General features: G+C 64.7%; 12 protein-coding genes. 5 read left to right on the forward strand and 7 right to left on the reverse strand.

Annotated elements, in window-relative coordinates:
- Nucleotides 1-433: 433 nt before the first annotated feature.
- Genes AB0N72_RS16865 through ssd form a run of 4 tightly spaced genes read right to left on the reverse strand, consistent with a single transcriptional unit; the run spans nt 434 to nt 4117 of the window.
- Nucleotides 434-1021 carry a type II secretion system F family protein gene (locus AB0N72_RS16865; protein ID WP_363932747.1) on the reverse strand — a complete coding sequence of 196 codons (588 nt, stop codon included), beginning with the start codon at nt 1019-1021 and terminating at the stop codon, nt 434-436.
- Nucleotides 1021-1812 carry a hypothetical protein gene (locus AB0N72_RS16870; protein ID WP_363932746.1) on the reverse strand — a complete coding sequence of 264 codons (792 nt, stop codon included), beginning with the start codon at nt 1810-1812 and terminating at the stop codon, nt 1021-1023. The genes AB0N72_RS16865 and AB0N72_RS16870 overlap by 1 nt, the downstream gene beginning before the upstream one ends.
- Nucleotides 1809-3002: a TadA family conjugal transfer-associated ATPase gene (locus AB0N72_RS16875; protein WP_363932744.1), complete on the reverse strand. Its 1194-nt coding sequence runs from the start codon at nt 3000-3002 to the stop codon at nt 1809-1811. The genes AB0N72_RS16870 and AB0N72_RS16875 overlap by 4 nt, the downstream gene beginning before the upstream one ends.
- A complete protein-coding gene (ssd, locus tag AB0N72_RS16880; RefSeq protein ID WP_363932741.1) occupies nt 2999-4117 on the reverse strand; it encodes a septum site-determining protein Ssd in 1119 nt (372 codons plus the stop codon). The genes AB0N72_RS16875 and ssd overlap by 4 nt, the downstream gene beginning before the upstream one ends.
- 162 nt (nt 4118-4279) lie before the next feature.
- On the opposite strand from ssd, the gene AB0N72_RS16885 reads away from it, so the two are divergent.
- Entirely contained in the window at nt 4280-5968 is a 1689-nt protein-coding gene (locus AB0N72_RS16885; RefSeq protein WP_363932739.1) for a bifunctional 3'-5' exonuclease/DNA polymerase, read from the forward strand.
- A 166-nt stretch (nt 5969-6134) separates the two neighbouring features.
- The gene (locus AB0N72_RS16890; RefSeq protein ID WP_363932736.1) at nt 6135-6335 is read left to right on the forward strand and encodes a DUF1508 domain-containing protein; all 201 of its coding nucleotides are present in this window, start codon (nt 6135-6137) and stop codon (nt 6333-6335) included.
- 21 nt (nt 6336-6356) lie between these two features.
- Here the strand turns inward: AB0N72_RS16890 and AB0N72_RS16895 are convergent, their stop codons facing one another.
- From AB0N72_RS16895 to AB0N72_RS16905, 3 genes are read right to left on the reverse strand one after another with little or no spacing between them, the layout of a single operon-like run.
- Entirely contained in the window at nt 6357-7034 is a 678-nt protein-coding gene (locus tag AB0N72_RS16895) for a CoA pyrophosphatase (RefSeq protein WP_363932733.1), read from the reverse strand.
- Entirely contained in the window at nt 7031-7825 is a 795-nt protein-coding gene (gene nth, locus AB0N72_RS16900; RefSeq protein ID WP_363932731.1) for an endonuclease III, read from the reverse strand. The genes AB0N72_RS16895 and nth overlap by 4 nt, the downstream gene beginning before the upstream one ends.
- Nucleotides 7826-7836: 11 nt before the next feature.
- Entirely contained in the window at nt 7837-9249 is a 1413-nt protein-coding gene (locus tag AB0N72_RS16905; RefSeq protein WP_363932729.1) for a hypothetical protein, read from the reverse strand.
- A 427-nt stretch (nt 9250-9676) separates the two neighbouring features.
- Here AB0N72_RS16905 and acs point away from each other — a divergent pair, with 427 nt between their 5' ends.
- The 3 genes from acs (at nt 9677) to AB0N72_RS16920 (ending at nt 13554) form a co-directional block, all read left to right on the forward strand.
- Nucleotides 9677-11680, forward strand: a complete 2004-nt coding sequence (gene acs, locus AB0N72_RS16910; RefSeq protein WP_363932727.1) for an acetate--CoA ligase — start codon at nt 9677-9679, stop codon at nt 11678-11680.
- 158 nt (nt 11681-11838) lie between these two features.
- Nucleotides 11839-12636 (forward strand): DeoR/GlpR family DNA-binding transcription regulator, encoded by a 798-nt coding sequence (locus AB0N72_RS16915; protein ID WP_363933300.1) that lies wholly within the window; start codon nt 11839-11841, stop codon nt 12634-12636.
- A 141-nt stretch (nt 12637-12777) separates the two neighbouring features.
- Nucleotides 12778-13554 carry an ABC transporter ATP-binding protein gene (locus AB0N72_RS16920; protein WP_363932725.1) on the forward strand — a complete coding sequence of 259 codons (777 nt, stop codon included), beginning with the start codon at nt 12778-12780 and terminating at the stop codon, nt 13552-13554.
- The last annotated feature ends 7 nt before the right edge of the window (nt 13555-13561 follow it).

The following is a 13561-nucleotide window of genomic DNA, read 5'->3' on the forward strand; positions in this document are numbered from 1 at the left end:
GCCAAGGACTTGGCCAAAGACTTGCCCAAAAGCTTGCCCAACGACCTCCCCAACGGCGTTGCCGGCTCCCTAAGTGGCTGCCAGGCTGGCGCCCGGGGCGGGCCCGCGACCGTACGGGATCACTTCCCTGCTCCATGTTCCGCACCGCCACGACTGCCCTGTGGGATCCTGCTTCCGCCGCGCCGGGCAATGTTGTGACGTCGGGCTCGGCTCGGGAGGTGGCGGGAGGGCTGATGGTTTCTTTCATGGTGCTTTCCTTTCAAGAGATGCCAGCGCTCACTGGCTGATTCGACTCTTCCGTGGCCCCATGAGGTCCGGAAGAACAGGATTCCCGGAAGTGGATAAACCCTCCGAAAAGCCCGAATGTGGAGGAGCAGTGCAAGTCCCGGGGACTACAGCGGGCCCGGGACAGCGGAGACCCAGGACCGCACTGTCATGCCGAGGGAACCATGGCGATCAGGACAGGAACGATGCCCAGACAGATGAAAGCCGGGAGGGAGCAAAGTCCCAAGGGCACCACAAGCTTCACGCCCAGGGCGGCCGCCCGTTTCTCAGCGGCCCTGAATTGCCCACGACGCTCCCTGGCCGCTTGTGCGTACAGGATCGACGCCGAAGGAGCGCCGGTAAGGGCAGCAAAGGCCAACGCATCTTTCAGTCGCAGGATCTCAGCTGCATGCGGCGCGGGCGTGTGCCAAGCGGTCTCCCAGTCCGCGCCTATGGCCAAAGCTGCCACGACGGGTCTCAATGATTGGCTGATGGGAGGGGAGGCCGATCCGGCAAGGAGTTCCAGCGCCCGCCCGATGCCGGCTCCTGCATCCAGCATGGAAGCAAGCAATTCCAGCATCATGGCGGTATCGCGAAGACCGTCTGCTGGATAACTGGGTTTGTCCGGAGCGTTGCCGGCCGTGGACGAGGCAGACTGGTCCGCAAGCAATGCGCGGGCGCGGTTCGGGGGCCTGAAGAAGATGAAGGCTGCCAGCGCCAGAACACCCATCATGAGCAGGATCGAAACTCCGGGCATCAGATGCCTCCGGCTGCAGCTGTGACCAGCTTGGAGGACCAGATTCGCCCGGCAGCCGTGAGCAGCAGTCCGGCCGCGAAAGTGGCAACGCCCCATGGGTTGTTCAGCAGGATACCGAACGGGTCGACGCCCAGGGCCATGCCGAGCACCAGTCCGAACAATGGGAGCCATGACAGCAGGCGAACGGTGGCCTTGGGCCCTGCGAGCGCTGTCTGGCGTGCGGCCTCGGCATCTTCTTCGGCTTCGAGTTGTGCCGCAAAACGGGTGAGGAGGTCGGCAAGGGGGCACCCGCTGGTTTCAGCTATGTCCAGGCAAGCGGCCAGTTCCATCCACACCCTGCGCTCGGAGCTTCCGCGCAGTGGGTAGATCCCGGCCGCTGTTCCGCGGATCGCATCGGCGGGAGAATTTCCAACGCCTGAGGCGGCACGCGCCGCTCCGAGCACTTTCAAGGAGTTACCGGAAAGCGACGCTGCTCCATTTTCGGCATGTGGGGGAACTGCCGGATCCCCGGATGACCGGGGACCGTGGACGATCCAAAGCTCCTCCCACAACCGCGACGTCCCGCGGCCACCACGCAGGAGTGCCGCAAGCTGCTGGACCACGACCACCAAGGAGAGCGAATCAGGAGGTCGTCGTAGCCGGGGACGAACGATGCCCAGTAAGCGTGAGGGACGGGCGCCGGTGTCCCCGCGCCGGCCCAGGCCCCTCGTGATGCGGCGGCGGTTGGCCTCTTTGTGCCGGAGCTGCAGCCATACAGCAAATGCCAGAACGAGGACCAGGACGCTCATCATGCGCGGGGTTCCAAGGCAATCCGGCTGGAGAGTTCCGGCCAGGCTGGGCCGTGCACCATACCTGCAGGGCCCAGGCTCAGGGCTGCCACAACTTCGGGTCCTTTGGGGGTTTGGGCCATCACACCGATGCAAGCCACTTTCCGCCCAGCCTGGGTTCTGTCCACATGAATCACTACGTCCAGAGCCGAAGCGACCTGCAACTGGACAGCCTCGGCATTCAATCCCGCGAGCGCGCCGAGGGCCACAAGACGCGCAGGCACGGCTTCAGCTGTGTTGGCGTGTATGGTTCCACCGCCACCTGTATGCCCGGTGTTCAGGGCTGTCAGCAGTTCACGGACCTCAGCGCCCCGGCATTCTCCGACGATCAACCGGTCGGGCCGCATTCGCAACGCCTGGCGGACCAGTTCGCCCAGGTCCAGGGCGCCTCCTCCTTCCAGGTTTCCATGGCGGGATTCAAGGCTGACCACGTGGGGATGGACGGGATTGAGCTCAGCGGCATCCTCAATCAGGACCAGGCGTTCGTCCGGGTGGCTGAGCCCCAGCATGGTGGAAAGGAGCGTGGTCTTTCCGGAGCCCGTCGCACCGCTGATCAAGAAGCTCAGCCTCCGCGCGATGATGGCCCGCAGAACGGCCTCAACCTGTTCGGAGAACATGCCGCCTTCCCTCAGCTCTGACAGCGTAAAAACCTCTTCTCGTCGTATGCGGATGGACAGGAGGGTGCCTGCCGTGGAGATGGGCGCAAGCACTGCGTGAACGCGGTAGCCCCCGTTGAGCCTGACATCGACGCACGGGGAACCGTCATCGAGCCGGCGTCCGCCAGCGGCTACCAGTCGGGACGCGAGCGCCCTGACCTGGTGCTCGGCGTCAAACCGTATGGAACTGCGTTCCAGGCCCCGTCCGCGGTCAAACCACACCGAATCAGGTCCGTTGACGAAAATATCTGTGACCAATGGATTCCGGGCCAGCTCCTGCAAGGGTCCCAGTCCGTTCAATTCGGCATTGATCGATTCAGCGGCCTCCAATGCACCGGCAGTGCCCAGCAACCTTCCGCTGGCTTGAACGGCCGCCGCAACGGTTGAGGGTGTGACCGGTCCGCTGCCTGCAAGTACGGATTCGCGGACTGTCTCAAGAAGCAGGGAGTCCAGCTTCGGGGCTTGCCGGCGGCGCGGTCCCTGAACATATCTGCTCATTGCACGGCCCAGTTCAGTTCCAACACGCTGTTTGTGAAGCGGCCGACGTCCTTGCGGCGGCCCACTTCAAGCAAACGGCCCAGTTCTGTGCCGGCTGCGGCTCCACGGACCTCGGGGACTACCCCGACCAGTGGGAGCCCCAGCGATTCAGCGATGACTGATGGGTTCACCGGGGAGGCATTGTTCCCCCGCACCAGAAGTCCGGTATCCACGTGCGGGAGCTCGTCAAGTATCCGGGCAGATGCCACGGCTGCCCTCAGGTGGGCGGTTGTCAGCAGCAGGAGTTTGTCGCAGTCCCATGCGAGCCGTCCCACGCCCTCGCCGGTCCGTCCAAGGTCCACGATGATGAGCTCGAACCCCCGGCGTGCAGCATCCATGACCGCGGCAACGGCTCCCGCATCAGGACTTCGCACGGACTCCCGGGTACCAGGCCAGGACAAGTACGTGAAACCACCGGCGGTCGGCAGGGAATCCCGGAACTGGCCAGGGTCAATGCTTCCCCTGCTTTCCTGGAAGTCCGGCCACCGGAGGCCGGGGACGGGTTCATCCGTGATGGCAAGTTCCAGTCCGCCTCCCCAGGGATCGCCGTCGACAAGCAGCGTGCTGATGCCTTCCGAGGCCCCCGCCTGGGCCATCCAGATGGCCGCCGTTGACGCCCCTGCACCACCACACCCACCGACGATCCCAGTAACTGTTCCTCCAGGATCGGGCGAGCCGGACATGCTCAGGTGCTCAGCCAACCAGGCAGCCGCTTCGGGAAGGACTGCCACCCGTTCTGCTCCCAGAGCCGCAGCCAAACGCCAGAGATCGTCTCCTTCACCGGCCCTGCCCAGCAGCACCGAGGGAGCCCTCCGCCGGGGTGGCAGCTCACGAACATCGCTTCCCACCAGGACGACATCGGCGCTGTCCCATCCGTGGACAGCCTCCGAGACGTCAACCGTTGTTCGAAGGCTTCCACCTGCCGCGGCCACTATCCTCTTTGCTTCCTCCTGGAGGTATGGATCCCCCGAAACAAGAAGGACCCCGGAGGCATCCCCGGGCAGCCAGTGGCCATCCGGGTCCCCTTCCGTCATCTGGCCGATGGGTTGCCTGTACCGACGATTTCGCTTGCTCATGGACCCACACTGTCCGAGTCCCCTGACCTTGATAAGTACGGGATGCCCGTATGTGCAAAACCTGCCCATAACGATGCGCCAACCGGAGATGTGGAGGACAAGTCGCCCGCGGGAAAGCCCGGTGCACGGCAGCAGCGTGGCCAACAGGGCAGAATGGAGTCCATGTATTTGCTGCTTGCCGCCCACCCGGATGGCGCAGCCATACAGCGGCTCTCTCCCTCGGGAAAGGCCACCGCCGACGCCCGCGTCCTCACCCGCGGTGAGCTGCCCGGCGTCGTGCGTGAATACGAAGCCCAGCGGCCACGCTGGGTATGGCATCGGGCCCAGGAGTGGTACCCGGAACTGCTGGCCCAGGGCATCGAGCTTGAGCGATGCCATGACTTGGCGCTGTGCGGGGCAATACTGGCGCACTCGGAATTCACTGCCCACACGGACTATGCCAGGAACGCGGTCCACCTCACGCAGGACGACGACAACCCGCCCCGGCTCCTCCAGCCGCCACCGCCCTCTGCGGATCAAGGCCTGCTCTTTGAGGACCTCGCACCGTCGGACCCCAAGGTGGGGCTGGCTGAACTGAAAGCGGAATTCGCTGCCCAGCAAGAGGCGGTGGCCCACGTGGCCACGGACCACCAGCGAAGGCAACGCCTGCAGTTGCTGCTGGCAGCGGAATCAGCGTGCGCGATCATCGCCGTCGAGATGCAGCACGCCGGCGTCCCTTGGCGTGAGGAGCTGCACCAGCAGATCCTGGCCGATGTGTTGGGGCCCCGCCCGGCCCCCGGACACCGGCCGCCGGCCTTGGAAGCACTGTGTGCTGAGCTCAGGACGATCCTCAACTCCCCCAGCCTGAACCCGGATTCCCCGCAGGACCTCATGCGTGCACTCCACCGCAACGGAATCGAGGTCAAGAGCACGCGGCAGTGGGAACTCCAGGAGTCGAAGCACCCTGCCATCCAGCCCCTGCTGGCGTACAAAAAACTCTCCCGCCTCCACACCGCCAACGGATGGGCCTGGCTGGACGCATGGGTCCGCGACGGACGCTTCCACCCCGAGTATGTGGTGGGTGGCGTTGTATCCGGCCGCTGGGCTTCGCGCGGCGGCGGCGCCCTGCAAATCCCGCGCAACATCCGCGCGGCGGTGCACGCAGACCCCGGGCACAAACTGATCGTCGCTGACGCGTCACAGCTCGAACCCCGGGTTCTGGTTGCCTTGGCCCAAGACACGAAAATGGCCGAGGCTGCACGCGATAAGGACCTCTATGCGGGCATCGCAGCACAGGGCTTTGGTGGCGACAGGGCCAAAGCAAAAATTGCGCTCCTGGGTGCGATTTACGGTGCCACCACGGGTGAATCGGGCAGGCTGATGCCCCAATTGGCACGGACATATCCGCGCGCAGTGGGCTTCGTGGAGCAGGCAGCCCGGGAGGGTGAAGCCGGCCGGACAGTAACCACACGGCTCGGGCGAAGCAGCCCGCCGCCGTCGACCGGTTGGGTGCGGAGCCAGCAATCGACCACCGCGGAGGAACAACGCCGGGCGGACAACCTGGCGCGCTCACGGGGCCGCTTTACGCGAAACTTCGTTGTCCAGGGCTCGGCAGCAGAATGGGCGGCGTGCTGGCTGGCTGAATTGCGACGGCGGTTGCGCACCTTGCGCGCCGAAGGTTCGCCGTCCGGGGAACTCGTCTTCTTCCTGCACGATGAGGTGATGATCCACGCCCCTGACATCGCCGTTGACGCCTGCATCCGCGCCATTGAAGAGTCCGCCGCTGCTGCCAAAGAGCTGATGTTCGGGCGGATTCCGGTGGAATTTCCGGTGAGCGTCGCCGTCGTCGAGTCTTACGACAAGGCGAAGTAGCCGCAGGTTAGCGGGATGCGGCCGGAGTATCCAGTCACATCACCCCATATGAGGTTCGATGACCAAGCCGTTACGGGCGACTTTGGTTGGCCTCCACTTCCCGATATTTTCACTATGTGGATACGTTCCACGGAGCATGCAAGGAAGCATCACAAGGGGGAAGAGCATGGCAGGCAGGTTTGAAATTCTCAAGGAAAACGACCACGCGTACCGGTTTCGCCTCACGGCAGCCGATGGAACCGTCGTGGCCGAGTCGCCCACGTTTCCCCATCTGGACGGGGTGGTGGCAGGCATCAACGCTGTACGGGAAAACGCCGCAACAGGACTGATCGTGGACCGCTCGACGCCGGAGCGCAAGGCCGCCTGAACAGCTGCACCGGCGGCGCGGTCAGAGGTCGATGTGGTGAAGTTTGGCCCGGTCCCAAGGGACCGTCCAGCCCAGTTCATCGAAGAGGCCGCTGAGGACCATTCCGGTAAAACCCCAAACCAGAACGCCATTGATGGTAAAGCCGGGGCTCGTAAAAGTACGGCCGAAGCGTGAGAGTGTGGCCGTGACCCGGTTGGCAGGGTCCAGAAGGTCCCGGACGGGCACCCTGAAAACCTGTGCGGATTCGGCGTAGTCCACCACCCGCACCGGTGACGGGGCGTCCCACCACGCCAGCACCGGCGTCACCCGGAAATTGCTGCGGATGAGGCCAAGTTCGGGGATGACACCCAGGACGCGCACGCCTCCGGCGTCGAGCCCTGTTTCTTCCACGGCTTCCCTCAGTGCCGCAGCTATTACCGACTCATCCTCGGGGTCCACACTGCCGCCGGGGAACGCCACCTGCCCCGGATGATCGTCCAGGGTGTGTGCCCGCTCCAGCAGCAGGACGTCGAGGTCGGCTGGAGCGATGGGCCGCCCCGACTCGGCTGGAATGTCATCCAGGACGCCGAAAAGCATGAGCACGGCAGCTGCCCGGTTGGTCTCGGCCGTCACGGGAAGCATGTCCCAGAGAGCGGAGTGCTCCTGTTGGCCCGTCTCGAAACGGGTCACCAGGGCGGCCAGTTCCTCCAGAGCCGTCACCCCGGCCTCCTTTGGGATTCCATGCGGATCTCCGCGGCGCGGTGGGTCTCGGCCAACAGCTTTTCCAGCAGTTCTTCATTGCCCGGAGCGAGCTCGTATTTCAGGAGCTTGGCGGCTTTGACGGGATCCGTTTCGCCGTCGCCGTAGCTCGGACAAAGGCTGGCCACCGGGCATGCCCCACAGGCCGGCTTCCTGGAGTGGCAAACCCGACGCCCGTGAAACACCACCCGGTGCGAGAGCATGGTCCAGTCCCGCGGCTCAAAAAGTTCTGCAACATCAAACTCGATCTTCACGGGGTCATCCGAAGCGGTCCAGCCAAACCTGCGGGCCAGCCGTCCAAAATGCGTGTCCACCGTGATGCCGGGTACTCCGAAGGCATTACCCAGCACTACGTTGGCGGTTTTGCGCCCGACGCCGGGAAGCGTCACCAGGTCTTCGAGCCTGCCGGGGACCTCGCCGTCGTATTCATCCACCAACCGTGTGCTGAGCGCCAGGACGTTCCGGGCCTTGGCCCTGAAGAAGCCCGTCGGCTGAAGAATGGCCTCAAGCTCGGCGGGATCGGCCTCGGCCATCGTGCGGGCATCCGGATACCGGGCAAACAGGATCTTGGTGACCTGGTTGACAAGCACATCCGTGGTTTGGGCGGAAAGGACCGTGGCCACCACCAGCTCAAAGGGGTTCCTGAAGTCCAGCTCCGCATGCGCATACGGATATTTGTCTGCCAGGACCCTGTTGATCTTGCGTGCCCGGCGCTTGAGTGCGAGCAGCGAACCAGCTTCGGCGATGGCCACGGCGTCCCTGCCTAGCCGCGTTCGATGTTGCTGAGCTCCCGGAGAACCCCGACCTTGCCGTCGGTGTCCTGGACCAGGAACTCATGGCCTCGGTCTTCGAGTGCGAGCACCCAACCGCCGGGTTCGATGGTGAAGGACGGAGCGCCCGAGTGTTCGTCGTACGCGGTGCGGGGCTGGGCTACGGCGAACCAAAACGCCTCGTACTGCGGGGCGTCGGACTCTTCCGGACGACTCGCCGGGTCCACCGTGGCGCCAATCGTATCGCTGACCTTCCGGGTGTCGCCGGAGACGATCGGGGTTGCCATGGTTGCCGCCCACGGCTGCTGCTGCGCCGCCGGCTGAGCTGCGGGCTGCTGCGCCGCCGGCTGAGCTGCTGGCTGCTGCGCCGCCGGCTGCTGGGCGTGCTGGGTGGTGGCGGGCTCGGAAGAGGGAGACGGGGTTTCTGCGGGAGCGTCTGGGGTGGGCGCTTCCTTGACGGAATCATCCCCCGCAGCTGCCGGCACGGCAGAGGCACCGGCGCCGGAAATTCCCGATGCGGTTTCGGGCACGGCGGCTCCGGCGGACTTGCTGTCGGCAGAGTGCACGACGGCGGGAGCTTCAGTTGCCTGCGACGGCGTGATTCCATATGTGGCCGGCGGTGCGAAGGGGCTGGACACGGCGCCAGCGTTGGAAGCGCCAGCGTTGGAAGCGCCCACGCTGGAAGCGCCCACGCCGGAAGCACCCACACCGGAAGCGCCCGCCATGGACGTAGGGGCCGCAGCAGCGCTCGGCTTAGGGGTTTTGGGTTCCTTCGGTGCCTTGGGTGCTGCAGGCTTACGGCTGGGAACTGCTGCCTCACGGGCAACCACATGGGCCGGTGTTTCGGCTCGTCCCTTGAAGTCGGCGGAGAGCAAAGGCAGGTGCGGCGCAAGAACCGTGGAGGCCAGCAAGCCAACGGAGCCCACCAGGCCCAGAAGTACGCTGCCGTTGAATGAACTGGCAGCGACCAGGAAGAACAACGTGAACGCAAAGGACGCTACGACGGACGCGAACTGGTCAATTGAAAGGGACCCGACGCGGACGATGGTTCCCGGCTGCAGCCGACGGGCAACGAAAAGCGCCACAACGATCAACGGCAGGATGATGCCCAACAAAAGGAAGAACAGGCTTCCCACGTTCCAGAGGTTGTAGAGCGAGCCGAACATAGGCAGAAGCGATGCAACGAACATCAGGAGCGCGGAGCCAAAGACGGTCAGGTCCCGGACGGTGAAGGGGCCAGCGACGGCGTCGAACTTGGACGCTCCGCTGGCGGTGGTGTCACTTTTTCCTGGTGCGGCAGGGGTACCCTGCGCAGCAGCGTTGCCACCTGGTGCAGTGGCCGTTCCAGCCGTGGTGTCCGGTCCCGTCGCTTGTGAGTCATGCGGTCCTGGGCTCAGCTGGTTCATGTATTTCTCCTTCGTGCGGCGGCGCCTTGGGCAGTCCGGTCCAATGACTTCCGCAGGATTCCGCGGCATCACCGGACACGCCTGAAGATGCGTCCCAAGACCTCTTCAGCCTATGCCACCCCCCTGACAGCGTTCCAGCTGAAAACGGTCACAGCGTCCGGCCCACAGCAAACTCCAAGGTTACTTACAGACGGCCGCCCCACCCCGGAGGCCTTCGCGCGGGAGGCGGGGGTCGCCGTCGTTCGTCATGTAAGCGTTTCCCAAACGCGAAAGGTGCCATTCGGCGCTAAAAATATGCCGCTCGCTGGCGCATTTGTGACCACGCACACGTAGGACCTCCCAAGGCGATAGTGTGGAGGGCGGACAGTACTCTGCGGGCCTGACGGCGGGCTCCCGCAGCAAAGATCGATGAATAATGAGGTTCACCATGTCCCAGGACACCACCGGATCCACACACGTCGAGGCCCTTGAAAACCTCCTTCACGAGAACCGCAAGTTCGCGCCATCGGCAGAGTTTGCCGCGAACGCCATCGCAACGGCGGATGCCTATAAAGAGGCCGAGGCTGACCGTCCGGCGTTCTGGGCAAAGCAAGCCCGCGAGCTGCTGAGCTGGGACAAGGACTTCACCGAGGCACTTGACTGGTCCAACCCGCCGTTCGCCAAGTGGTTTGTCGGCGGCGAAGTCAACGCTGCTTACAACGCGCTGGACCGCCACGTTGAAAACGGCTTGGGAGACCGCGTTGCGATCTACTTCGAAGGCGAACCCGGCGATACCCGCACCTACACGTACGCGGAACTCACCCGGGAAGTAAAGAAAGCTGCCAACGCTTTCGAGTCACTCGGCGTTGCCAAGGGCGACCGTGTGGCCGTGTACCTGCCCATGATCCCCGAGGCCGTCATCACGCTGCTTGCCTGCGCCCGTATCGGCGCCGTGCACTCTGTAGTATTCGGTGGCTTTTCCGCGGACGCACTGCGCTCCCGGATCGAAGACGCCGAAGCCAAGCTGGTGGTCACCGCCGATGGCACCTACCGCCGCGGCAAGCCCAGCCCCCTGAAGCCAGCCGTGGACGAAGCCCTCGGCAAAGAGGGTCATACCGTCCAGAATGTCGTGGTGGTCAAGCGCAACGGCGAGGACGTCAACTGGGTTGAAGGCCGCGACCTCTGGTGGAGCGATACCGTGGACAAGGCAGCAACGGAACACACCGCCGTCGGGCATGACGCCGAGCACCCGTTGTTCATCCTGTACACCTCGGGTACCACCGGCAAGCCCAAGGGCATCCTGCACACCACCGGCGGCTACCTGACCCAGACCGCCTACACGCACAAGACCGTGTTCGACCTCCACCCAGAGACGGACGTGTACTGGTGCACGGCCGACGTCGGATGGGTCACCGGCCACTCCTACGTCACCTATGCGCCGCTCGTGAACGGCGCAACCCAGGTCATGTACGAAGGCACACCGGATTCCCCGCACCAGGGCCGCTGGTGGGAGATCGTGGAGAAGTACAAGGTCTCCATCCTGTACACCGCGCCCACAGCCATCCGCACGTTCATGAAGTGGGGCCGGGACATCCCGGACAAGTACGATCTCTCCTCCATCCGGGTGCTGGGCTCCGTGGGCGAATCCATCAACCCGGAGGCGTGGATGTGGTACCGCGACGTCATCGGCGCGAACGCCGGCAAGAAGGGCGAAAAGAAGGAACACCCCGCCCCGATCGTGGACACCTGGTGGCAGACCGAAACCGGCGCGCAGATGATCGCACCCCTGCCCGGAGTCACCGCCACCAAGCCCGGCTCGGCGCAGGTTCCGCTCCCCGGTATCGCTGTGGACGTGGTGGACGAGGCCGGTGAGTCCGTGGCCAACGGCGAAGGCGGCTACCTGGTGGTCCGCGAACCCTGGCCCTCCATGCTGCGCGGTGTCTGGGGTGACCCCGAGCGCTTCAAGGACACCTACTGGTCCCGGTTCGAGGCCATGTACTTCGCCGGTGACGGTGCCAAGAAGGACGAAGACGGCGACGTCTGGCTCCTTGGCCGCGTGGACGATGTCATGAACGTCTCCGGCCACCGCCTCTCCACCACGGAAATCGAATCCGCGCTGGTCTCGCACCCGTCCGTCGCCGAAGCCGCCGTCGTCGGTGCCGCCGACGAAACCACCGGCCAGGCCGTCGTCGCGTTCGTCATCCTTCGCGGTGACGCCGTGAACAACGGCGACGAAACCGTCCTGGAACTACGCAACCACGTGGGCAAGGAAATCGGCCCGATCGCCAAGCCCAAGCAGCTCCTGATCGTGCCGGAACTGCCCAAGACCCGCTCCGGCAAGATCGTCCGCCGCCTCCTGAAAGACATCGCAGAAGGCCGCGACACCGGCGACGCCACCACCCTGGCAGACCCGGGCATCATGACCCAGATCGCGGAGTCGCTGCGCAAGTAGCGTCCCAAGGCCTGAACGCTCGACGGCGCCGCTCACCTCCCGGGGTGAGGGGCGCCGTCGTGTGGTTAACCGGCGTCGTCGTGCGGTTAAAAGGGGACCGCGTCCTAGACTGGTGCCAGACCAGACGCATGTTTGACGAGGTTTCCAGAAAGGCCCTGATGCTTCAGGCAGCACGCCACTCAGCCATCATCGATGCCGTCCAGCGCGAACGCGTGGTGCGGGTTTCGGACCTTGCCCAACTGCTGGGCGTCTCCCCCATGACCGTCCGGCGCGACATCGAAGCCCTGGAGGAAACAGGCCGCGTTGAGCGCATCCACGGCGGGGCAAAGCTTCCCGGCGATGCCAGCACGCACGAACCCGGATTCGAGCTGAAATCCACCCAGCTCACAGCGGAAAAGCATGCGATCGCCGTCGAGGCCGCCTCCATGGTCCAGGAAGGCATGGCGATTGGCCTGAGCGCCGGCACCACCACGTGGGCGCTGGCCAAGGAACTCGTCAACGGACCCCGGATCACCGTCGTGACCAACTCGGTGCGGATTGCGGACCTCTTCCACCATGGAGCCTCTTCGGGCCCGGGCCGTTTCGGATCCACGGTGATCCTGATCGGCGGTGAGCGCACGCCCTCGGACGCCTTGGTGGGACCGATCGCCACGTCGTCCCTGAAACAACTCCACCTTGACCTGCTCTTCCTCGGTGTCCACGGCATGGATGCGCAGGCAGGTTTCACCACCCCCAACCTGCTCGAGGCGGAGACTGACAGGGCTTTCATGTCGTCGGCCCGCAGCACTGTCGTCCTCGCTGACCACAGCAAGTGGGGTGTGGTGGGTATTGCCTCGATTGCCCAGTTGGAAGAAGCAGACGAGCTCATCACGGATTCACTCCTCGGGGACGATGCCCGCCGCGTACTGGCTGAAAACGTGGCGAAGCTGCGGATCGCGGACGCCGAACCCAACTAGGTCGCAGATCAGGTCGTTCCCAGCGCTCAGAACGGCCTCAACTGCGACTCAGTGGGTCTCATACCGCGGGTGGAGGGCTGGCCGCAGAGTTCAGCCACTGGTTGGACGCCGCTGGCTGGGGCCTTTGGAGATGCTGGATATATGAACGCCATCCTCCACGCTCAGCAACTCACCAAGCACTACCCCGGCAGCATCGCCCTTGACCGCGTCGACTTCACCGCGAACGCCGGAGAATCCATTGCAATCATCGGTCCGTCGGGTTCCGGCAAGACGACTCTCCTGCATTGCCTCGCCGGGATTTTGAGGCCCGACGACGGCGCCATCACCTTGAACACTCCGTCGGCACCACTGCGCCTGGACAGCTTGGGGGACGCAGCGCTCTCCCGCCTGCGCCGTGAAGAGTTCGGTTTCGTGTTCCAGCAGGGCATGCTGCTGCCGGAACTGACTGCCGTGGAGAACGTTGCCTTGGCACTCATGTTGAACGGCACTGACCGGTCCACGTCCGAGTCCCGGGCCGCGGAATGGCTCGGTGCCCTGGGTTTGGCAGGCATGGAACAGCGCAGGCTGGGGGAAGTTTCCGGAGGCCAAGTGCAGCGCGTGGCCATCGCCCGGGCCCAGGTGACAGGCGCCCGGGTTGTCTTTGCCGACGAGCCAACGGGTGCCCTGGATTCGGCCACTTCCACTGAAGTCCTGGACGTTTTGCTGCATTCTGTGGCCGCCAACGGGCGGACGCTCCTGGTGGTCACGCACGATCCCCAGGTGGCCGCCCGCTGCCAGCGTGTTGTGGAGCTTCGGGACGGCAGGATCGTGGCGGACAGTGCGGGAGCGGTGCCCGCCTCCGCATCGCCCGCCGCCACGAACGCCGTGCCCGCCTCCGCCCCCGCTGCCAACAATTTCAAAGGTGCCTTCAATGTCTAGCCTCACC

Source organism: Paenarthrobacter sp. NPDC089307, assembly GCF_040685055.1.
In the GTDB taxonomy this organism is placed as follows: Bacteria; Actinomycetota; Actinomycetes; order Actinomycetales; family Micrococcaceae; genus Arthrobacter.